The sequence below is a fragment of the Pseudomonas sp. BNK-45 genome (genome assembly GCF_047456255.1).
Taxonomy (GTDB): domain Bacteria; phylum Pseudomonadota; class Gammaproteobacteria; order Pseudomonadales; family Pseudomonadaceae; genus Aquipseudomonas.
Genome location: NZ_CP179909.1, coordinates 140641 through 161693, shown reverse-complemented (window position 1 = coordinate 161693; position 21053 = coordinate 140641). Strand labels below are relative to the sequence as shown.

Genomic DNA, 21053 nt, shown 5'->3' with positions numbered 1-21053 from the left:
CCGTTGCACAGGGATGCACCGGTTGCGCGATTTTGGTGCTGTACTGCCCCGAGTCGTTGAGCAAACCCCGGAATCTGTGCGCTGGCATAAGTCTTGCGCGGGTCCATCCACCGCTCAGGCTCGCAGGAGGCACGCCGTGTCGATCCATGTCGCATTGCACCATGTCACGCACTATCGCTACGACCGCGCCGTCGAACTTGGCCCGCAGATCGTCCGCTTGCGTCCGGCGCCCCACAGCCGCACGCGAATTCTTGCCTATGCCTTGAAGGTCGAGCCCGAGCAGCATTTCATCAACTGGCAACAGGACCCCCAGGGCAATTACCTGGCGCGCCTGGTGTTCCCGGAGAAAACCACCGAGCTGCGCATCGAAGTGGATCTGCTGGCGGAAATGGCGGTGTTCAATCCCTTCGACTTTTTCCTCGAGCCTTACGCGCAGCAGATCCCGTTCAGCTACGCCGCCGATGAGCGGCGGGAGTTGGCGCCCTACCTGGAAACCCTGCCCCTGACCCCGACATTCCAGGCCTACCTGGACGCCATCCCCCGCACGCCGCTGCCGACCGTGGATTTTCTGGTGGACCTGAATCAGCGGCTCAGCGACGACATTGCCTATCTGATCCGCATGGAGCCCGGGGTGCAGACCCCGGAGCAGACCCTGGTCAACGCGTCGGGCTCCTGTCGCGACTCGGCCTGGCTGCTGGTGCAGCTGTTGCGCCACCTGGGGCTGGCGGCGCGGTTCGTCTCCGGCTACCTCATCCAGCTGACCGCGGACGTCAAGGCCCTGGACGGCCCTTCGGGCACCGAAGTGGATTTCACCGACCTGCATGCCTGGTGCGAGGTCTACCTGCCCGGCGCCGGCTGGATCGGCCTGGACGCCACCTCCGGGCTGTTCGCCGGGGAAGGGCATATTCCCCTGGCCTGCAGCCCCGATCCTTCTTCAGCGGCGCCCATCAGCGGCCTGGTGGAGCCCTGCGAGTGCCAGTTCAGTCATGCCATGAGTGTCGAGCGGATCTGGGAAGCGCCCCGGGTGACCAAGCCCTACACCGATGGACAGTGGGAGGCGATCCAGGCCCTGGGGCGGCAGATCGACCATGAGCTGCTGGAAGGCGATGTGCGCCTGACCATGGGCGGTGAACCGACCTTCGTGGCCATCGACGATCCCGACGGCGCCGAATGGAACACCGCGGCCCTGGGGCCGAACAAGCGCCGCCTGGCCGGCGAGCTGTTCCAACGCCTGCGCCAGCGCTACGCCCCCCAGGGGCTGGTGCACTTCGGTCAGGGCAAGTGGTACCCGGGGGAGCAATTGCCGCGCTGGTCGCTGAACGGCTACTGGCGGCGCGACGGCGTGCCGATCTGGCACGACCATGCCCTGATTGCCGACGAGCACCAGGATTACGCCGCCGACGCGCAACTGGCCGGGCGCTTCCTGGCCTCTGTCGCCGAGCGCCTGAAACTGCCGGCACGCTTCGTGTTCCCCGCCTACGAGGACAATTTCTACTACCTGTGGCGCGAAGGCCGCCTGCCGCTGAATGTCAGCGCCGAAGACTCGCGGTTGGAGGACGCCCTGGAGCGTCAGCGGCTGCGCAAGGTGTTCAGCCAGGGCCTGGACAAGGTCATTGGCCAGGTGCTGCCCCTGGCGCGCACGGCCAAGGGTGACCAGTGGCAGAGCGGGCGCTGGTACCTGCGCGACAGTCACTGCCGCCTGGTGCCCGGGGATTCGCCCCTGGGCTACCGCCTGCCCCTGGCGTCCCAGCCCTGGGTGACGGCGGCGGAGTACCCCTTCATTCACCCCCAGGATCCGAACCAGGACTTCCCGGACCTGCCGGATCCGTCGCAGCTGGCGGATGTCGCCGAGGCGGCGGCCGCCCAGGAGCGCGTGCCCGCGATCGATCAGTCCGCCGACTGGCTGACCCGCACCGCGTTGTGCGCCGAGGCGCGGGAAGGACGCCTGTACCTGTTCATGCCGCCGCTGGAGCGACTGGAGGATTACCTGCAACTGGTCAGCGTGATCGAGGCCACCGCCGCCGAGTTGCAGTGTCCGGTGCTGCTGGAGGGCTACGAGCCACCGGCGGACCCGCGCCTGTGCAATTTGCGGGTGACCCCGGACCCGGGAGTGATCGAGGTCAACGTGCAGCCTTCGGTGAGTTGGGACGAACTGGTGGAGCGCACCGAGTTCCTCTACGAGCAGGCGCGGCAGACGCGCCTGACCAGCGAGAAGTTCATGATCGACGGGCGCCATACCGGCACCGGCGGCGGCAACCATTTCGTCCTTGGCGGCGCCACCCCGGGAGACTCGCCGTTTCTGCGCCGCCCCGATCTGCTGCGCAGCCTGATCAGCTACTGGCACAACCACCCGTCGCTGTCCTACCTGTTTTCCGGTTTGTTCATCGGCCCCACGTCCCAGGCGCCCAGGGTCGACGAAGCCCGTAACGATGCACTCTACGAACTGGAAATTGCCTTCGCGCAGATGCCCGCGCCGGGCGAGGAGTGCGCGCCCTGGCAGGTGGACCGCCTGTTGCGCAACCTGCTGATCGATGTCACCGGCAACACCCACCGCGCCGAGTTCTGCATCGACAAGCTGTATTCGCCGGATGGCGTCACCGGGCGTCTCGGGCTGCTGGAGTTGCGCGCGTTCGAGATGCCGCCCCATGCGCGCATGAGCCTGGTCCAGCAGTTGCTGTTGCGGGCGCTGGTGGCGCGGTTCTGGCGCGAGCCCTACGCTCCGGCCAGGCTGGCGCGCTGGGGCACGGAGCTGCACGATCGCTTTCTGCTGCCGCATTTCATCGAGCAGGATTTCGCCGATGTGCTGCTGGAGCTCAATGCCGCGGGCTATCCGTTGCAGGCCGAGTGGTTTGCCGCGCACCGGGAGTTTCGCTTTCCCAAGGTGGGCGACTATGCCGTCGGCGGTATCGAACTGGAGTTGCGCCAGGCCCTGGAGCCCTGGCATGTGCTGGGAGAAGAGGGCGCGGCCGGGGGCACGGTGCGTTACGTCGACTCCTCGCTGGAGCGCTTGCAGGTCAAGGTCAGCGGGCTGACGCCCGAGCGCCATGTGCTGACCTGCAACGGCGTGCCGGTGCCATTGCAGCCCACCGGGCGGGTGGGCGAGTTCGTCGCCGGGGTGCGTTTTCGCGCCTGGCAGCCGGCCAACTGCCTGCAGCCGATGATTCCGGTACATGCGCCACTGGTGTTCGACCTGCTGGATACCTGGATGCAGCGCTCGCTGGGTGGTTGCCAATACCATGTGGCCCACCCCGGAGGACGCAACTACGACAGCCTGCCGGTCAATGCCAATGAGGCGGAAAGCCGGCGCATGGCGCGCTTTTTCCGCCACGGCCACAGCCCCGGCAGCCTCCCGGTTGCGCCGCCGAGCAGCAACCAGGAAATGCCCATGACCCTGGATTTACGACGCTTTTAGTCCCGCTGCGACGCCCGCGATATAGCCATATCCGGGCGTCATGGCTGTGGGTTAATCTGCCTTTCCCTGCCGTCTGCCGAGTGTTCCATGCCTGACTTGCTAGACCGCTACCCGCTGACCGCGGGTACCTACCACGAGCTGCTGGATGACCAGGGTGCGGTGCGGGCGCACTGGCGGCGCCTGCTCGAACAGCTGCAGCGCAGCAGCCCCGCGCAGCTGGCTCAGCGCCAGGCGCTGCTGACCCGGCAGATCCACGAGAACGGTGTCACCTACAACGTCTATGCCGACCCCAAGGGCGCCGACCGCCCCTGGGAGCTGGACCTGTTGCCCCATGTGATCCCCGCGGCGGAGTGGCAGCAGTTGTCGGCCGGGATTGCCCAGCGGGCGCGGCTGCTCAATGCCGTGCTGGCGGATCTGTACGGCCCGCAACGCCTGATCAGTGAAGGGCTGTTGCCCGCCGAGCTGGTGTTCGGGCACAACAATTTCCTCTGGCCGTGCCAGGGCATCCAGCCGCCCGAGGCGACGTTCCTGCACCTGTACGCGGTGGATCTGGCGCGCACCCCCGATGGTCGCTGGTGGGTCACTGCCGATCGCACCCAGGCGCCGTCGGGGGCCGGTTATGCCCTGGAAAACCGCATGATCGTGTCCCGGGCCTTTCCCGATCTGTACCGCGACTTGCAGGTCCAGCATCTGGCCGGGTTCTTCCGGACCCTGCAGGAAACCCTGGCCCGCCAGGCCCCACGGGATGCCGAGGCGCCGCTGATCGTGCTGCTGACTCCGGGGCGTTTCAACGAGAGTTACTTCGAGCACCTGTACCTGGCGCGCCAGCTGGGCTACCCGCTGGTGGAAGGCGGCGATCTGACGGTGCGCGACGCCACGGTCTACCTCAAGACCCTCAGTGGCCTGCGTCGGGTGCACGCCATCATGCGGCGCCTGGACGATGACTTTTGCGATCCCCTGGAGCTGCGTACCGATTCGGCCCTGGGGGTGCCCGGCCTGCTCGACGCGGTGCGCCAGGGCCGGGTGCTGGTGGCCAATGCCCTGGGCAGCGGGGTTCTGGAGTCTCCCGGGCTGCTGGGCTTCCTGCCGAAGATCAGTCAGTTCCTGCTGGGCGAGGACTTGCTCCTGCCGTCCATCGCCACCTGGTGGTGCGGTGAGGCTCCTGTGCTGCAACAGGCCCTGGAAAAACTCCCGGAACTGTTGATCAAGCCGGCTTTTCCGTCCCAGAGCTTTACCCCGGTGCTGGGCCGCGACCTGAGTCCCGAGCAGCGCCAGCGCCTTGCCGAGCGCATGCGCGCGCGGCCTTATGCCTATGTCGCCCAGGAGTTGCCGCAACTGTCCCAGGCGCCGGTCTGGCAGGCCGAGGACGGCCGGCTGCAATCCCGGGCGATCGGCATGCGGGTCTACGCGGTGGCCAGTGATGAGGGTTACCGGGTCTTGCCCGGCGGCCTGACCCGGGTCGCCGCCGACGCTGACGCCGACGCGGTGTCGATGCAACGCGGCGGCGCCAGCAAGGACACCTGGGTGCTGGGGGAGCGAGCCCCCAGCGGCGAGCAGTGGAAGGCCCAGCGCACCATTGGCGTCTACGATCTGGTGCGTCGCGACCCCTACCTGCCATCGCGGGTGGTGGAGAACCTGTACTGGTTCGGTCGTTACTGCGAGCGCTGCGACGACAGTGCGCGGTTGTTGCGGATCATGCTGGCGCGCTACGTCGATGGCGATGACCCGCAAGCCTTGCGGGCCGCGGTGGACCTGGGGGAAAGCCTGATGCTGCTGCCGGAGGAGGGCGAATTGCCCGAGCGCTTGCTGGCGGCCCTGCTGGGCGAGGACTGGTCGTTCAGCCTGCGTTCCAACCTGCAGCGCCTGCAGTGGGCGGCGTCCCAGGTACGCGGCAAGCTGTCCCGGGAAAACTGGCAGGCCCTGGTGGAGTTGCAGCGCGAGGCCCAGGAGCTGGACACCCAGGAGCCGGATTTCGGGGAGCTGCTGGACTTTCTCAATCGGCTGGTGATGTCCCTGGCGGCACTCTCGGGCTTTGCCCTGGACGACATGACCCGGGATGAAGGCTGGCGTTTCCTGATGATCGGCCGCCGTATCGAGCGCCTGCAGTTTCTCAGCAGCAGCCTGGCGGCCTTCCTGCGGGGCACCGCGGCCTTCGATCAGGCGGGCCTGGAGTGGCTGCTGGAGTTGGGCAACAGCAGCATCACCTATCGCTCGCGTTACCTGGCGGTGGCGCAGTTGATCCCGGTGCTCGACCTGTTGCTGCTCGACGAGCAGAACCCCCATGCGGTGCTGTTCCAGCTCAAGCTGGTGACCCGCACCCTCAAGCGTCTGAACGACGACTTCGCCGTGCCCCGCGATCTGGCGCTGCCCAAGCTGGTGGAGCGCCTGGCGCGTTTCGACCTGGGTTGCCTGGAGAACTCGCTGTTCGGCCAGGCCAGTGTCCGGGCGGCGGTGGAAGGGCTGGCGGACCTTTTGCAGGAGATCGCCGAGGTCAGCGGCCAGGTTTCCGATCGCCTGGCCCTGCGGCATTTCGCCCATGTGGATGATGTCAGCCAGCAAACGGTGTCGGTCTGATGAGCGCTCGTTACCAGATATTCCACGACACCCATTATCGCTATGACAGCCCGGTGTCCCTGGCCCAGCAACTGGCGCACCTGTGGCCCCGGGCCTGTGCCTGGCAACGGTGCAGCGAGCGGCAGTTGCTGATCAGTCCCGAGCCCACCAGCCGCCGCGACGAACAGGATGTGTTCGGCAATCCTCTGACCCGGCTGGCTTTTGAGCGGCCCCATGATGAATTGCAGGTCAACGCCCAGCTCAGCGTCGAGGTGCTGGACCGGCCGCCGCTGGACTTCGCGCTCTCCGAGGCCTGGGACGCTGCCCGCAGCAGCCTGAGCTACAGCGGCAGGCCCCTGGCGCCCCAGCTGCTGGATGCCTGCCGTTATCGCTTCGAGTCGCCTTATGTGCACCTCAAGCAAAGCTTCGTCGAGTTTTCCGCCAGCTGTTTCCCTCCCGGCCGGCCCTTGCTGCTGGGCGTCCAGGCGTTGATGGAGAAGATCTTCAGCGAGTTCACCTTCGATGCCGAGGCGACCCAGGTGGCAACGCCCCTGGTGGAGGTGCTGGAGCGCCGCCGTGGGGTGTGCCAGGACTTCGCGCACCTGATGCTCGCCTGCCTGCGTTCGCGGGGGCTGGCGGCGCGCTACATCAGCGGCTACCTGCTGACCCAGCCACCGCCGGGGCAGCCGCGGCTGATAGGCGCCGATGCTTCCCACGCGTGGGTTTCAGTGTTTTGCCCGGTGCTGGGCTGGGTGGATTTCGACCCGACCAACAATGTGCAGCCGGCGTTGGAACACATCACCCTGGCCTGGGGCCGGGATTTTTCCGATGTGTCGCCGTTGCGTGGGGTGATTCTGGGAGGGGGCAGCCATGACCCTGATGTCCGGGTCACCGTCATGCCTCTGGCATGACACGGCTGATTCCGACCTTGTAGAAGCCGGCTTGCCGGCGAAGGAGCCAGCGGATACTGCGTAGGGCTGGAGAGCGCTTTCGCTGGCACGCCAGCTCCTACGGGGCAGGTCAGGCCTGGGGGGCCTCGGGTTCGGCGTCGTCGATGCTCACTTCAGGATCCGCATCCGGTGCGCTGCTTTCTTCGGCGGCGGCTTTCTTGCGTTGCAGCTTTTCCTCTTTCTTCTGTTCCTTGGCCAAGTCACGTTGACGTTTGGCGAAGGAGTAATTGGGTTTGGCCATGGGCGATCCTCTGGGGTCGAAGGTGAGGTTGAGCGGCGCGTATTCTGCCTGTAATCGGGCGTTGACCGTTAACTGGGTTTGCTGTCGGCCCACTTGTCCGCCACCGACGGTTTCCAGGCGTCCAGGGCATCCAGCAGGCTGGCGGGCGAGTCGCTGATTTGCAGCATGTCACGGTGCGGGGCGCGGACGAAGCCTTCGCCGACGATATGGTCGAGAAATCCGCTGAGTTTTTCGTAGAAGCCGCTCACTTCCAGCAGGCCCAGGGGCTTGTGGTGATAGCCGAGCTGGCCCCAGGTCCAGACTTCGAACAACTCTTCCAGGGTGCCCAGGCCGCCGGGCAGGGCGATGAAGGCATCGCTGAGTTCGGCCATGCGCGCCTTGCGCGCGTGCATGCCGTCCACCACTTCCAGGCGGGTCAGGCCGTTGTGGCCGATTTCCTTGTCTTTCAGGCTTTGCGGAATGATCCCGATGACCTCGCCGCCGGCCGCCAGGGCCGCATCGGCGACGATGCCCATCAGGCCCACCGCGCCGCCGCCGTAGACCAGGGTCAGCTTGCGCTCGGCCAGGGCGCGGCCCAGGGCCTGGGCGGCTTCACGATACAGAGGGTTGGTGCCGGTGCTGGCGCCACAGAATACACAGACGGATGTTAACGACATGCCTTACTCCGAGGTCATTGAGGGCCTCAGAGTAAAGGCAGGCAGGCGTGGCTCCAAGCATTAAACCTCGTGTTGCGGGGTTTCATGGGTGCCGCTGGCGCCACAGGCGTAGGCGGCGAGCAAACTGCGAAACAGGCTGTTGAAGGGCATGACCAAGGCTCCGGAAAGTGCAGGTGGGCGAAGTCTAGGCTGCCCAGGCGAAGCGGGCTGTTTGATTGTCTCGATCGGCCTGATAGCAGAGAGTTGTATACAGTTTTTTGATGCACATCATAGGAACTTGGGAGAAATTCAGGCAGTCTTCGCTCCCATGGATTCAGATGGATTTTGTTAACCCTGCCTTGGAGATTCACCATGTTTGCCAAACTCGTTGCGGTATCCCTGTTGACACTGGCCAGCAGCCAACTGATGGCTGCCGAATGCAAGGTCGATGTCGACTCTACCGACCAGATGTCCTTCAACACCAAGGAAATCACCATCGACAAGAGCTGCAAGACCTTCACCGTGAACCTGACTCACTCCGGCAGCCTGCCGAAGAACGTCATGGGCCATAACTGGGTCCTGAGCAAAACCGCAGACATGGCCGGCATCGCCACCGACGGCATGGCCGCTGGCATCGACAAGAGCTATCTGAAGGAAGGCGACACTCGCGTCATCGCCCACACCAAGATCATCGGTGCCGGCGAGAAAGACTCGGTCACCTTCGACGTGTCGAAGCTGACCGCGGGCGAAAGCTACCAGTTCTTCTGCTCGTTCCCAGGCCACAACTCGATGATGAAAGGCGCTGTGATCCTGAAGTAAGCATCAGGCACGGCTGCAACAAGAAAGCGCCCCTAGGGGCGCTTTTTTTGTGGGTGCATCTGTAGGAGCGGGCTTGCCCGCGAACAGGCCCTTGAGCCTTGTGCAGCATCAAGCGGCCCTTTCGCCGGCAAGCCGGCTCCTACAGAACATGGTGGCTCACGGGGCGAACGGCATGACGCGCTTGTGGTGGGTCTTGCGGTAGGTGTCGCAGATGATCTTGAAGGCTTCCTCGCGCACCGGCTGGCCGTGCAGGAAGGCGTCGATCTCGGCGTAGGTGACGCCGTGGGACGCTTCATCCGGCTTGCCCGGCGACAGGTCTTCAAGGTCGGCGGTCGGGACTTTTTCCACCAGGGACTCCGGCGCGCCGAAATAGCGGGCAATGGAGCGCACCTGGTTCTTCACCAGGCCGCTCAGGGGCGCGAGGTCGCAGGCGCCGTCACCGAACTTGGTGAAGAAGCCCATTACCGCTTCGGCGGCGTGGTCGGTGCCGATCACCAGGCCATGGGCGGCGCCGGCGATGGTGTACTGGGCGACCATGCGCATCCGCGCCTTGGTGTTGCCGAGGACGAAGTCCCGGGACACCGCGTGCTGCCCTTCGAAGGCCGCCACTTCGCTGGCCAGGGCCTTGACCGCCGGGCCGATGTTCACCGTGTGGCGTTCGTCGGGGTTGATGAAGTCCACCGAGGCCTGGGCGTCGTGTTCGTCGAACTGGGTTTCATAGGGCAGGCGCACCGCGATGAAGCGGTAGCTGTCGTCACCGCTGCGCTCGCGCAGTTCGCGCATCGCCCGTTGGGCCAGCAGGCCTGCGGTCAGCGAGTCGACGCCGCCGCTGATGCCCAGCACCAGGGTCTTGAGCCCGGAATTGACCAGGCAATCCTGGATAAAACCGATGCGTCGGGCGACTTCCGCCTCCAGGGCGGCGTGGTCGGAAAAAGGGGCTTGGACCTTGAGCTGCTGCGCAATCTCACGCTGTACGGCTTGCATGATTTACTCCTTGCCAGGTTGGGCAGGTACTTGGAAAACGTGGCGCAAGTAAGCGACGAAGTTGGGATCCTTGCAATGGGTCTTGCCCGCTTCATCGGAGATCTTGGCGACGGGCTGGCCATTGCAGGCGGCCATTTTAAGCACGATGCTCATCGGCTCGACACCGGGAATATCGCAGGTCAGGTTGGTGCCGATGCCAAAGCTGACGTTGATCCGTCCCCGCAGCGCGCGGAATATTTCCAGGGCCCGGGGCAGGGTCAGGCTGTCGGAGAACACCAGGGTCTTGCTCATCGGCTCGATGCCCAGCTTGTGGTAGTGGGCGATGGCTTTTTCCGCCCAGAGGATCGGGTCCCCGGAATCGTGGCGCAGGCCGTCGAACAGCTTGGCGAAGAACAGGTCGAAATCCCCCAGGAAGGCATCGGTGGTAATGCAGTCGGTCAGGGCGATGCCCAGCAGGCCGCGGTATTCCCGGACCCAGCAGTCGAGGGCGGCGATCTGGCTGTCGATCAGCCGGGGCCCCAGTTGCTGGTGGGCCATGATCCATTCGTGGGCCATGGTGCCCAGGGGCTTCATGTTCAGTTCGCGGGACAGGTGCACGTTGCTGGTGCCGACAAAACGCCCGGGGAAATCGTGCTTGAGCACGTTCACCACTTCTTCCTGGACCCGATAGGAAAAGCGCCGGCGAGTGCCGAAATCCGCCATTTGCAGCTCGGACAGTTCCTCGCTGCTGGCGTTGGCGGTCAGCCAATCGAACTTGCGGTACAGCTGCTCCCGGGCCTGGACCAACTGGATCTCGCGGTAACGGTAGCGGTTGCGCACTTCGCTGATGATGGCCAGCATCGGCACTTCGAACAGGATCACGTGCAGCCAGGGACCGCGCAGGCGGATGAACAGCTCGCCGTTCTCGATGCCGGTGTGCACGTAGCGCAGGTTGAAGCGAAACAGCCCGAGAAAGCGCAAAAAGTCCGGCTTGAGAAAGCTGATGCGTTCGAGAAAACCCAGCTGGTCGGCGCTCAGGCTCAGTTCCGCCAGGCGCTCGAACTGGTAGCGGATCTCTGCCAGGTACGGCCGCAGGTCCTCGCTGTTACGGCAACGAAACTCCCATTCCACTTCCACGTTGGGGTAGTTGTGCAGCACCGCCTGCATCATGGTCAGTTTGTAGAAGTCGGTGTCGAGCAGGTTCTGCACGATGCGATCGGCAAACACACTCTCGCTCATAACGGGAATCTCCATGCTGGCCGCGACGGACAGCGGCGGCTTCAGCTCTTTCAATGAAGGCGCTAGTGGCGCATAGACGTCCTGCGCTTGACCAGCGATTTTTGCGGCGGGCCATTCTCCTGCCGTAGGAGCTGGCTTGCCAGCGAACGGATCTTCAGCCTTGTGCCGGGCTCAAGGGCCCCATCGCCGGCAAGCCGGCTCCTACGGGAGGGGGGCGTCGTTGTGTTCGAGCATCCAGCGCACGAAGTCGCGGACCTTGGGCACTTCCGCCGAGTGTTCGGGGTAGGCCAGGTAGTAGGCGTCCTGGCTGGGCATGGCGTATTTCCAGGCGATCACCAGTTTGCCCTCGGCCAGCTCCTCTTCCACCAGGAAGCGCGGCAGCAGGGCCACACCGCAACCGACCTGGGCGGCGCGGATGCACATATAGAAGGTTTCGAAACGTGGGCCGTGATAGCTGTGTTCGGTCTGGTAGCCCTGCTGTTCGAACCATTCGTGCCAGCCCTGGGGGCGCGAGGCGTTCTGCAGCAGTACCAGCTCGGTCAGTTGCCGAGGGTCGCTCAAGGGTTCGGCGGGCAGGCTGTCCGGGGCGCAGACCGCCACCAGTTCCTCGCTGAACAGCTTCAGGCTTTCGGTGCCGGGGCGCGCGCCCTGGCCGAAGTAGAACGCCAGGTCGGCGTGGCCCTGGAGCAGTTCGTCGGGCTCCTGCTCGTTGCACAGGTCCAGGTGGATATGCGGGTGGCGCAGGCGCCAGCCCTTGAGGCGCGGCACCAGCCAGCGGGCGCCGAAGGTGTAGGGCGTGGACACCCGCAGCACTTCGGTCTCGCCGCCGTAGGAGCGCAGGTAATGGGTGGACATCTCCACCTGGGTGAGGATCTTGCGGACCTCCACCAGGTACAGGTCGCCGGCCGGGGTCAGCTGCAGGCGGCGCCGCACCCGGCGGAACAGCAGGTGCTGCAGCAGCTCTTCGAGTTGCGCCACCTGCTTGCTCACCGCGCTCTGGGTCAGATTGAGTTCCTCGGCGGCGCGGGTGAAGCTCAGGTGCCGGGTCACGGCCTCGAAACACTGCAGGGCGGTGATCGACGGCAGGTAGCGTTTGTTCAGCATGGGTGGTCCTTGTTCTTATCGGTGCTGGATACCGGCTCAGCATGAATAAACGGAATGATATCTCGCTTAAAGGTCGTTTGTTGGCAAGTCTCGGGCCAGCTACAACTACAGGCCTTGATGGCCGTCGCAGCGGTCGGGATTTTTCGCTTTTCACCTGTAAGGAGTGACCCCATGGTTGCCGCATTGCTTGATCGTCTGGGTGTGAACCCGGCCCTGTACCAGTCGGGCTCCCAGCCTGTGCATTCGCCCATCGACGGCAGCCGGATCGCCGCGGTGAACTGGCAGGGCGCCGCGGAAGTGGAGCAGCAGGTCAGTCGTGCAGAGCATGCTTTCGCTCTGTGGCGCAAAGTGCCGGCACCCCGTCGCGGCGAACTGGTACGGCAATTTGGCGAAGTGCTGCGTGAGCACAAGGCCGACCTGGGGGAGCTGGTGTCCTGGGAAGCCGGCAAGATCACCCAGGAAGGCCTGGGGGAAGTGCAGGAGATGATCGATATCTGTGACTTCGCCGTTGGTCTGTCGCGCCAGCTCTACGGCCTGACCATCGCGTCCGAGCGTCCGGGCCACCACATGCGTGAAACCTGGCATCCGCTGGGCGTGGTGGGGGTGATCAGCGCCTTCAACTTCCCGGTGGCGGTCTGGGCCTGGAACACCGCCCTGGCGCTGGTCTGTGGCAACTCGGTGATCTGGAAGCCGTCGGAGAAGACCCCGCTGACCGCCCTGGCGTGCCAGGCCCTGCTGGAGCGCGTGCTGAAGAATTTCCAGGACGCCCCCGACTACCTGAGCCAGGTGATCATCGGCGGTCGTGACGCCGGCGCCGCCCTGGTGGACGATCCGCGCGTGGCCCTGATCAGCGCCACCGGCAGCACCCGCATGGGCCGCGAAGTGGCGCCCAAGGTCGCCGCGCGCTTTGCCCGCAGCATTCTCGAACTGGGTGGCAACAACGCCATGATCCTGGGCCCGAGCGCCGACCTGGACATGGCGGTGCGCGCCATCCTGTTCAGCGCCGTCGGCACCGCCGGCCAGCGCTGCACCACCTTGCGCCGACTGATCGCCCATGAGTCGGTGAAGGAAGAAATCGTCAGCCGCCTCAAGACCGCCTATTCCAAGGTGCGCATCGGCCACCCGCTGCAAGGCAACCTGATCGGCCCGCTGATCGACAAGCACAGCTTCGATGCCATGCAGGACGCGCTGGAGCAGGCCCTGAGCGAAGGCGGCCGGGTTTTCGGTGGTCAGCGCCAGTTGCAGGACACCTTCCCCAACGCCTACTACGTGTCGCCGGCCATCGTCGAAATGCCCGAGCAGAGCGACGTGGTGTGCAGCGAAACCTTCGCCCCGATCCTGTATGTGATCGGCTACAACGACTTCGAGGAAGCCCTGCGCCTGAACAACGCCGTGCCCCAGGGCCTGTCGTCCTGCATCTTCACCACCGACGTGCGTGAGGCCGAGCAGTTCATGTCGGCGGTGGGCAGCGATTGCGGCATCGCCAACGTCAACATCGGCCCCAGTGGCGCGGAAATCGGTGGAGCCTTTGGTGGCGAGAAGGAAACCGGCGGCGGTCGCGAATCCGGCTCCGACGCCTGGCGTGGCTACATGCGGCGCCAGACCAACACCGTCAACTACTCCCGGGAACTGCCGCTGGCCCAGGGCATTACCTTCGATTGAGTCTTTTCGCGAGCAAGCTCGCTCCTACGGGGAGGGTTGTAGGAGCCAGCTTGCTGGCGAACAGCGGTCAATGCGTTTCAGCGTCTGTGGTTCGTTGATTTCGGAGTCTGGCAATGGCGCTACAAGAACAATGTCTATGGGAAAAACTGACCCCGCAGCGGCCTGACAACGCCCCGCTCAAGGGCGAGCTGACGGCGGATGTGTGCGTCATCGGCGCCGGTTTCACCGGCCTGTCGGCGGCGGTGCATCTGCTGGAGCAGGGCAAGCGGGTCTGTGTGGTCGAGGCCCATCGCGCGGGGCAGGGCGGTTCGGGGCGCAACGTCGGGCTGGTCAACGCCGGCCTGTGGATTCCCCCGGACGAGATCGAGGCCGGTTTCGGCGAGCAGGTGGGCAGCCAGCTCAACCGCATGCTCGGCGCCGCGCCGTCCCTGGTGTTCAGTCTGGTGGACAAGTACCAGATCGATTGCCAGCTGCGTCGCGAAGGCACCTTGCACATGGCCCACAACGCTCGGGGCGAGGCTGACCTGCGCAGTCGCGAGGAGCAATGGAAGCGCCGTGGTGCACCGGTGGAACTGTTGACCGGCGCCGCCTGCGAACAGGCCACCGGCACCCGCAAGATCGCTGCCGCGCTGCTCGACCGGCGTGCCGGCACCCTCAACCCGATGGCCTACACCACCGGGCTGGCCAAGGCCGCGATCAAGCTCGGCGGCCAGCTGTTCGACCATTCCCCGGTCACCCGCCTGGAACGCCAGGGCCAGCGCTGGTCGGTGCAGACCGCGCAGGGTTCGGTGCTGGCCGAACAGGTGGTGATTGCCTCCAACGCCTACACCGAAGGCGACTGGACCGAGCTGCGGCGCAACTTCTTCCCTGGCTACTACTACCAGGTGGCTTCCGCGCCGCTTACCGAAGAGGCGGCGCGGCAGATCCTGCCCGGTGGCCAGGGTTCCTGGGATACCCGGCAGGTGCTGAGCAGTATCCGGCGCGATGCCGACGGGCGCCTGTTGCTCGGCAGTCTGGGCAACGGCAACCAGAAACCGCTGTGGTTCCTCAAGGCCTGGGCCGATCGGGTGCAGCAGCACTACTTCCCCTACCTCAAACCGGTGCAGTGGGAATGCACCTGGACCGGCTGCATCGCCTTCACCCCCGATCACCTGATGCGCCTGTTCGAACCGGCCCCCGGCCTGGTGGCCGTCACCGGTTACAACGGCCGTGGGGTGACCACCGGAACCGTGGTTGGCAAGGCCTTCGCCGACTACCTGTGTCACGGCGATCCCCAGGCATTGCCGATTCCCTTCGCGCCCATGCAGCCCCTGGCCGGCGTGGGGTTGCGCAGTTGCCTGTACGAGGCGGGATTTTCTCTCTATCACGCGGGCCAGTGCCTGCGGATCGTGATCTGAACAAGGAATTAAACGGCCGGAGACGACGCTTTTCGATGCAACGACTAGCCTGTAATGGTGCGGCTCGTAGCAGTCCCGCACCAGCAGTGTGCAGTTCGGTGACGCGGGCTGTTACAGCAAGGTTGCACGTTGAATTGTGTCGCGGTTGCAATGATGGCACGCATGGGTTGCGCCCATTAAAAAGCAGGGTTTCACCTTCCGCGGTTTAGACGGTTGCACGCCCAATAAAAAAGGGCTCGAAACAGTCGAAATAACAATAAGACAGCGACTTTTTTCAGAATAAAAAACCACTGGCACGGCGCTTGCTCTGAGCAATCCTAGTGAAGTCGCAGTGCCAACTAAAAAAACCTTGGAGCACCACCTCATGTCCCAGACGTTTTACAAGAAAGGCTTTCTGGCCCTCGCAGTGGCAACTGCGCTGGGTGTTTCTGCGTTTGCTCAAGCCGACCTGAAGATCGGCGTAGCGGGTCCCATGACAGGCGCCAATGCGGCATTTGGCGAGCAGTACATGAAGGGTGCACAGGCAGCGGCTGACGAGATCAACGCCAAGGGCGGGGTCAACGGCGAGAAGATCGTCCTGGTCAAGGGCGACGATGCCTGCGAACCGAAGCAGGCCGTGGCGGTGGCCAACCGTCTGGTGGACCAGGACAAGGTGGCGGGCGTGGTCGGGCACTTCTGCTCTTCGTCGACCATTCCGGCTTCCGAGGTGTACAGCGACGCGGGCGTGATTGCCATCACCCCGGGCTCCACCAACCCCCAGGTCACCGAGCGCGGCCTGTCCGCGATGTTCCGCATGTGCGGGCGTGACGACCAGCAGGGCATTGTCGCCGGCGATTACATCGTCGACGTGCTCAAGGGCAAGAAAGTCGTGGTGCTGCACGACAAGGACACCTACGGCCAGGGCCTGGCGGATGCCACCAAGGCGCAGCTGACCAAGCGCGGCGTGACCCCGGTGCTGTACGAGGGCCTGACCCGTGGCGAGAAGGACTTCAGCGCCGTGGTGACCAAGATCCGCGCTGCTGGCGCCGACGTGGTGTACTTCGGCGGCCTGCACCCGGAAGCCGGTCCGCTGGTCCGCCAGCTGCGCGAGCAGGGCCTGAAGGACGTCAAGTTCATGTCCGACGACGGCATCGTGACCGACGAGCTGGTGACCACCGCCGGTGGCCCGCAATACGTTGACGGCGTGTACATGACCTTCGGCGCCGACCCACGCCTGCTGCCGGACAGCAAGGCGGTGGTGGATGCTTTCCGCAAGGCCGGCACCGAGCCTGAAGGCTACACCCTGTACGCCTATGCCTCGGTCCAGGCACTGGCCGCCGGCTTCAACGGCGCCAAATCCAACAAGGGCGAAGACGCCGCCAAATGGCTCAAGGCCAATCCGGTGAAAACCGTGATGGGCGAGAAGTCCTGGGACGCCAAGGGCGACCTGAAGATCTCCGACTACGTGGTCTATCAGTGGGACAAGGACGGCAAGTACCACCAGCTGGAAAAACAGAAGTGACCTGAGTCCGAGCGAACCGGTACTACCCCCTGGTGCCGGTTCGTATTCGTGCAGTACTTGCCTTTTCTCGTAGAGCTGCACAACGGACGTGTTGCGCGGGCCGGTGATCCCTGCCCGTCGCTGACGCCCTGTGCCGTCTCTCAAGTCCGTGAGATTGCGTTATGGATGGTATTTTCCTGCAGCAACTGATCAATGGACTGACCCTCGGGTCTGTCTATGGTCTGATCGCCATCGGCTACACAATGGTCTATGGCATCATCGGCATGATCAACTTCGCCCACGGCGAGGTTTACATGATTTCCGCTTACCTCGCGGCAATCAGTCTGGCTCTGCTGGCCTACTTCGGCATCGAATCCTTCCCGCTACTCATTCTCGGCACCCTGATCTTCACCGTGGTGGTGACAGGGATCTACGGCTGGGTCATCGAGCGTGTGGCCTACAAACCCCTGCGCAACTCCACCCGCCTGGCACCGCTGATCAGCGCCATCGGCATCTCGCTGATCCTGCAGAACTACGCGCAGATCAGTCAGGGCGCCAAGCAGCAAGGGGTTCCGACCCTGCTGGCCGGGGCCTGGAAAGTCGACATCGGCACCGGCTTCGTGCAACTCACCTACACCAAGATCTTCATCCTGGTGGCGGCGTTCGCCGGCATGGCGCTGCTGACCTACATCATCAAGTACACCAAGCTGGGGCGCATGTGCCGGGCCACCCAGCAAGACCGCAAGATGGCCTCGATCCTCGGCATCAACACCGACCGGGTGATCTCCTATGTGTTCGTCATCGGCGCGGCCATGGCGGCCCTGGCCGGGGTGCTGATCACCATGAACTACGGCACCTTCGACTTCTATGCCGGCTTCGTGATCGGCATCAAGGCGTTCACCGCGGCGGTGCTCGGCGGCATCGGTTCGCTGCCCGGAGCGATGCTTGGCGGGATCATCCTCGGGATCTCCGAGTCGCTGTTCTCCGGCTTGATCAACTCCGACTACAAAGACGTGTTCAGTTTCTCGCTGCTGGTGCTGATCCTGATCTTCCGTCCCCAAGGCCTGCTGGGTCGCCCACTCGTGGCGAAGGTATAAGTATGTCTGCTGCCAATAAACCGATTGATATCAAGAAGAGCGTCATCGACGCCGTACTGGCCGGGCTGATCTCGCTGATCGTGTTCGGTCCCATCGTGGGCGTGGTGCTCGACGGCTACAGCTTCAACCTGCAGCCAACCCGCGTGGCCTGGCTGGTGGCGATCGTCATGGCTGGCCGCCTGGCCCTGAGCCTGTTCCTGCAAACCCCCAAGGGCCTGAGGATTCTCCAGGGCTTCGAGACCACCGGTTCCGGGGTGCATGTGCTGGCGCCGGACTACAAGTCGCGGCTGCGCTGGATCATCCCGGCGCTGATCGTGATCGCCATCGTGTTCCCGTTCTTCGCCAACAAGTACCTGCTGACCGTGGTTATTCTCGGGCTGATCTACGTGCTGCTGGGCCTGGGGCTGAACATCGTGGTGGGCCTGGCGGGGCTGCTGGACCTGGGTTACGTGGCGTTCTACGCCATTGGCGCCTACGGCCTGGCCCTGGGCTACCAGTACCTGGGCCTGGGCTTCTGGACCGTGCTGCCCCTGGCGGCGATTGCCGCGGCGCTGGCGGGGTGCATATTGGGCTTCCCGGTGCTCCGGATGCACGGTGACTACCTGGCCATCGTGACCCTGGGTTTTGGCGAGATCATCCGCCTGGTACTCAACAACTGGCTGTCCTTCACTGGCGGTCCCAACGGCATGCCGGTGCCCTCGCCGACCATCTTCGGCCTGGAGTTCGGGCGCAAGGCCAAGGACGGCGGGGTGCCGTTCCACGAGTTCTTCGGCCTGGAATACAACCCCAACCTGAAGTTCCTGTTCATCTACATCGTGCTGTTCATCGTGGTGCTGCTGGTGCTCTACATCAAGCACCGGCTGACCCGCATGCCGGTGGGCCGCGCCTGGGAAGCCTTGCGTGAAGACGAGATCGCCTGCCGCGCCATGGGCCTGAACCATGTGCTGGTGAAACTCTCGGCCTTCACCATCGGTGCTTCCACCGCCGGCCTGGCGGGGGTGTTCTTCGCCAGCTACCAGGGCTTCGTCAACCCGTCCTCGTTCACCTTCTTCGAGTCGGCGCTGATCCTCGCCATCGTGGTGCTGGGGGGCATGGGCTCCACGGTGGGCGTGGTGATCGCGGCCTTCGTCCTGACCGTGGCCCCGGAGCTGCTGCGCAGCTTCTCCGAATACCGGGTGCTGCTGTTCGGCATTCTCATGGTGTTGATGATGATCTGGCGACCGCGAGGGCTGATCCGCATCAGCCGTACCGGGGTCACTCCACGCAAAGGTGCTCTGACTGAGGGGAACGCGCCATGAGCGAATACATTCTTTCGGTCGAGAACCTGATGATGCACTTCGGCGGCATCAAGGCCCTCAGCGACGTCAGCCTCAAGGTCAAGCGCAACTCGATCTTCGCCCTGATCGGCCCCAATGGCGCCGGCAAGACCACGGTGTTCAACTGCCTGACCGGCTTCTACAAGGCCTCCGGCGGGCGCATCGAGCTCAATACCCGGGGCCAGCAGACCAACGTCATCAAGCTCTTGGGCGAGCCGTTTCGCGCCACCGACTTCGTGTCGCCAAAAAGCTTCGCCAGCCGCCTGTATTACAAGATGTTCGGCGGCACCCACCTGGTGAACCGGGCCGGCCTGGCGCGGACCTTCCAGAACATTCGCCTGTTCAAGGAAATGTCCGTGGTGGAGAACCTGCTGGTGGCCCAGCACATGTGGGTCAATCGCAACCTGCTGTCCGGCATCCTCAACACCAAGGGCTACCGCAAGGCGGAAAGCGCCGCCCTGGATCACGCCTTCTACTGGCTGGAAGTGGTGGACCTGGTGGACTGCGCCAACCGCCTGGCCGGCGAGCTGTCCTACGGCCAGCAACGGCGCCTGGAGATCGCCCGGGCCATGTGCACCCGACCGCAGATCATCTGCCTCGACGAACCGGCCGCCGGCCTCAACCCTCAGGAAACCGAAGCGCTGAGCGCGATGATCCGGCTGCTGCGCGACGAGCACGATCTGACCGTGGTGCTGATCGAACACGACATGGGCATGGTGATGAGTATTTCCGACCACATCGTGGTGCTGGACCACGGCAACGTGATCGCCGAAGGCGGACCGGAGGCGATCCGCAACGATCCGAAGGTGATCGCCGCCTACCTGGGTGCCGACGAAGAGGAGCTGGTATGAGTCAACCTATCCTCGAACTCAAGGACCTGGACGTGTACTACGGCCCGATCCAGGCCCTGAAGAAAGTCTCGCTGCACATCAACGAAGGGGAAACCGTGAGCCTGATCGGCTCCAACGGCGCCGGCAAATCGACGCTGCTGATGTCGATCTTCGGCCAGCCCCGGGCGGAGTCCGGGCAGATCCTCTATCGCGGCGTGGACATCACCCACAAGTCGTCCCACTACATCGCCTCCAACGGCATCGCCCAGTCCCCGGAAGGGCGCCGGGTGTTTCCCGACATGACCGTGGAGGAGAACCTGCTGATGGGCACCATCCCGATTGGCGACAAGTACGCCAATGAGGACATGCAACGCATGTTCGAGCTGTTTCCACGGCTCAAGGAACGGCGTACCCAGCGGGCCATGACCATGTCCGGCGGTGAGCAGCAGATGCTGGCCATTGCCCGGGCGCTGATGAGCCGGCCCAAGTTGCTGCTGCTGGACGAGCCGAGCCTGGGACTGGCGCCGATCGTGGTGAAACAGATCTTCGCCACCCTGCGGGAGCTGGCGGCCACCGGCATGACCATCTTCCTCGTGGAGCAGAACGCCAACCACGCCCTGAAGCTGTCGGACCGCGCCTACGTGATGGTCAACGGCGAGATCCGCCTCAGTGGCACCGGCAAGGAGCTGCTGGTCAACGAGGAGGTGCGCAACGCTTACCTGGGCGGTCACTGACCGCCCGCTCTGTGGATAAAAATGCCCCGTCGGTTCCCGCCGCCGGGGCATTTTTTATCCACAGCAGCCTGCCCGCCGTGTCGGTGCTGGCCTGCCGGCGAAACCACTCTCCCCGATGGCCGCTCGTTGAGATGGGCTCGTGGGTTGCAACCGCGCTGGCCAGCCGGCTCCTGGGTGTCTGGCGCGTGTATGGACAAGGGAGCCTTCGCAGCAGGGCCGCTCACGTCGGACAATTGTGGACAACATTATTCGCAAGCTGCTAAAGCGCGGCATAAAGACGCTGCAAACAGTTGTTTTTCCACCGTTTTGACTTGTCCCCGTTTGCTGTGGAGCGGGCTGTGGGTAACGTGGGAGTAGCTGGCTGAAGGCCTTTATTTACGTGGTCTGCAGGCTTTTGTGTGTTTTTTGATCAGGGCTTTTGCAGGGGCTCGTGGAGGCAATTGTCAACCTTTTTATTGTCGCAGTCGGACCTTGCCAAAGGCGGGGATGAGCCTGTGGATAAGTCTGTGACTAAACTCTGGAAAGACTGCGCTGAGCAGCGTGGTTGCTGGCCTCTGGCCTTATGCACTTTGACCGCGCGGTCATCTTTGCCGGTCGCGGGTGCATGGACAGCCGCTGCGG

At 64.2% G+C, this 21053-nt stretch carries 16 protein-coding genes; 11 read left to right on the top strand and 5 right to left on the bottom strand.

Going from position 1 to position 21053, the window contains the following annotated elements:
- Nucleotides 1–136 precede the first annotated feature (136 nt).
- The 3 genes from ACMGG8_RS00765 to ACMGG8_RS00755 all read left to right on the top strand — a co-directional run bounded on the left by ACMGG8_RS00765 (nt 137) and on the right by ACMGG8_RS00755 (nt 6876).
- Nucleotides 137–3412, top strand: coding sequence for a DUF2126 domain-containing protein (locus tag ACMGG8_RS00765; RefSeq protein ID WP_414159014.1), 3276 nt, complete (start codon nt 137–139; stop codon nt 3410–3412).
- An 87-nt stretch (nt 3413–3499) separates the two neighbouring features.
- On the top strand, nt 3500–5986 hold the full coding sequence (locus tag ACMGG8_RS00760; protein WP_414159013.1) for a circularly permuted type 2 ATP-grasp protein: 2487 nt from the start codon (nt 3500–3502) through the stop codon (nt 5984–5986).
- On the top strand, nt 5986–6876 hold the full coding sequence (locus ACMGG8_RS00755; RefSeq protein WP_060837276.1) for a transglutaminase family protein: 891 nt from the start codon (nt 5986–5988) through the stop codon (nt 6874–6876). Before ACMGG8_RS00760 ends, ACMGG8_RS00755 begins: the two co-directional genes overlap by 1 nt.
- A 109-nt stretch (nt 6877–6985) precedes the next feature.
- Here ACMGG8_RS00755 and ACMGG8_RS00750 read toward each other — a convergent pair whose 3' ends face one another.
- Together ACMGG8_RS00750 and ACMGG8_RS00745 are read right to left on the bottom strand one after the other, a co-directional pair.
- The gene (locus ACMGG8_RS00750; protein ID WP_164990740.1) at nt 6986–7156 is read right to left on the bottom strand and encodes a hypothetical protein; all 171 of its coding nucleotides are present in this window, start codon (nt 7154–7156) and stop codon (nt 6986–6988) included.
- A 68-nt stretch (nt 7157–7224) separates the two neighbouring features.
- Nucleotides 7225–7812 (bottom strand): TIGR00730 family Rossman fold protein, encoded by a 588-nt coding sequence (locus ACMGG8_RS00745; RefSeq protein ID WP_060837277.1) that lies wholly within the window; start codon nt 7810–7812, stop codon nt 7225–7227.
- A 351-nt stretch (nt 7813–8163) separates the two neighbouring features.
- Between ACMGG8_RS00745 and azu the strand changes: the two genes are divergently transcribed.
- A complete protein-coding gene (azu, locus tag ACMGG8_RS00740) occupies nt 8164–8610 on the top strand; it encodes an azurin (protein WP_047301366.1) in 447 nt (148 codons plus the stop codon).
- Between the two features lie 156 nt (nt 8611–8766).
- Here azu and nadE read toward each other — a convergent pair whose 3' ends face one another.
- The 3 genes from nadE to ACMGG8_RS00725 all read right to left on the bottom strand — a co-directional run bounded on the left by nadE (nt 8767) and on the right by ACMGG8_RS00725 (nt 11916).
- A complete protein-coding gene (nadE, locus tag ACMGG8_RS00735; RefSeq protein ID WP_060837278.1) occupies nt 8767–9594 on the bottom strand; it encodes an ammonia-dependent NAD(+) synthetase in 828 nt (275 codons plus the stop codon).
- 3 nt (nt 9595–9597) lie between these two features.
- On the bottom strand, nt 9598–10812 hold the full coding sequence (gene pncB, locus ACMGG8_RS00730; RefSeq protein WP_060837279.1) for a nicotinate phosphoribosyltransferase: 1215 nt from the start codon (nt 10810–10812) through the stop codon (nt 9598–9600).
- 201 nt (nt 10813–11013) lie between these two features.
- Nucleotides 11014–11916, bottom strand: coding sequence for a LysR family transcriptional regulator (locus ACMGG8_RS00725; protein ID WP_060842336.1), 903 nt, complete (start codon nt 11914–11916; stop codon nt 11014–11016).
- Nucleotides 11917–12087: 171 nt separating this feature from the next.
- On the opposite strand from ACMGG8_RS00725, the gene ACMGG8_RS00720 reads away from it, so the two are divergent.
- The 7 genes from ACMGG8_RS00720 (at nt 12088) to ACMGG8_RS00690 (ending at nt 20432) form a co-directional block, all read left to right on the top strand.
- Entirely contained in the window at nt 12088–13578 is a 1491-nt protein-coding gene (locus ACMGG8_RS00720) for an aldehyde dehydrogenase family protein (protein ID WP_060837281.1), read from the top strand.
- A 113-nt stretch (nt 13579–13691) separates the two neighbouring features.
- Nucleotides 13692–14975 (top strand): NAD(P)/FAD-dependent oxidoreductase, encoded by a 1284-nt coding sequence (locus tag ACMGG8_RS00715; protein ID WP_060842337.1) that lies wholly within the window; start codon nt 13692–13694, stop codon nt 14973–14975.
- A gap of 364 nt (nt 14976–15339) precedes the next feature.
- Entirely contained in the window at nt 15340–16476 is a 1137-nt protein-coding gene (locus ACMGG8_RS00710; RefSeq protein ID WP_016967874.1) for a branched-chain amino acid ABC transporter substrate-binding protein, read from the top strand.
- Between the two features lie 161 nt (nt 16477–16637).
- Complete coding sequence (locus ACMGG8_RS00705; protein ID WP_011058967.1) at nt 16638–17552, top strand: ABC transporter permease subunit; 915 nt, start codon at nt 16638–16640, stop codon at nt 17550–17552.
- Between the two features lie 2 nt (nt 17553–17554).
- Nucleotides 17555–18850, top strand: coding sequence for a high-affinity branched-chain amino acid ABC transporter permease LivM (livM, locus tag ACMGG8_RS00700; RefSeq protein ID WP_060837283.1), 1296 nt, complete (start codon nt 17555–17557; stop codon nt 18848–18850).
- Nucleotides 18847–19719, top strand: a complete 873-nt coding sequence (locus ACMGG8_RS00695) for an ATP-binding cassette domain-containing protein (protein ID WP_060837284.1) — start codon at nt 18847–18849, stop codon at nt 19717–19719. Before livM ends, ACMGG8_RS00695 begins: the two co-directional genes overlap by 4 nt.
- Entirely contained in the window at nt 19716–20432 is a 717-nt protein-coding gene (locus tag ACMGG8_RS00690; protein ID WP_016967871.1) for an ABC transporter ATP-binding protein, read from the top strand. Before ACMGG8_RS00695 ends, ACMGG8_RS00690 begins: the two co-directional genes overlap by 4 nt.
- The last annotated feature ends 621 nt before the right edge of the window (nt 20433–21053 follow it).

Bases quoted from the DNA above. Each gene is read 5' to 3' on its own strand.
- ACMGG8_RS00710 (WP_016967874.1), top strand. From the start codon at position 15,340: ATGTCCCAGACGTTTTACAAGAAAGGCTTTCTGGCCCTCGCAGTGGCA.
- nadE (WP_060837278.1), bottom strand. From the start codon at position 9,594: ATGCAAGCCGTACAGCGTGAGATTGCGCAGCAGCTCAAGGTCCAAGCC.
- ACMGG8_RS00725 (WP_060842336.1), bottom strand. From the start codon at position 11,916: ATGCTGAACAAACGCTACCTGCCGTCGATCACCGCCCTGCAGTGTTTC.
- ACMGG8_RS00755 (WP_060837276.1), top strand. From the start codon at position 5,986: ATGAGCGCTCGTTACCAGATATTCCACGACACCCATTATCGCTATGAC.
- ACMGG8_RS00750 (WP_164990740.1), bottom strand. From the start codon at position 7,156: ATGGCCAAACCCAATTACTCCTTCGCCAAACGTCAACGTGACTTGGCC.
- ACMGG8_RS00695 (WP_060837284.1), top strand. From the start codon at position 18,847: ATGAGCGAATACATTCTTTCGGTCGAGAACCTGATGATGCACTTCGGC.
- ACMGG8_RS00760 (WP_414159013.1), top strand. From the start codon at position 3,500: ATGCCTGACTTGCTAGACCGCTACCCGCTGACCGCGGGTACCTACCAC.
- azu (WP_047301366.1), top strand. From the start codon at position 8,164: ATGTTTGCCAAACTCGTTGCGGTATCCCTGTTGACACTGGCCAGCAGC.
- ACMGG8_RS00720 (WP_060837281.1), top strand. From the start codon at position 12,088: ATGGTTGCCGCATTGCTTGATCGTCTGGGTGTGAACCCGGCCCTGTAC.
- livM (WP_060837283.1), top strand. From the start codon at position 17,555: ATGTCTGCTGCCAATAAACCGATTGATATCAAGAAGAGCGTCATCGAC.
- ACMGG8_RS00705 (WP_011058967.1), top strand. From the start codon at position 16,638: ATGGATGGTATTTTCCTGCAGCAACTGATCAATGGACTGACCCTCGGG.
- ACMGG8_RS00690 (WP_016967871.1), top strand. From the start codon at position 19,716: ATGAGTCAACCTATCCTCGAACTCAAGGACCTGGACGTGTACTACGGC.
- pncB (WP_060837279.1), bottom strand. From the start codon at position 10,812: ATGAGCGAGAGTGTGTTTGCCGATCGCATCGTGCAGAACCTGCTCGAC.
- ACMGG8_RS00745 (WP_060837277.1), bottom strand. From the start codon at position 7,812: ATGTCGTTAACATCCGTCTGTGTATTCTGTGGCGCCAGCACCGGCACC.
- ACMGG8_RS00715 (WP_060842337.1), top strand. From the start codon at position 13,692: ATGGCGCTACAAGAACAATGTCTATGGGAAAAACTGACCCCGCAGCGG.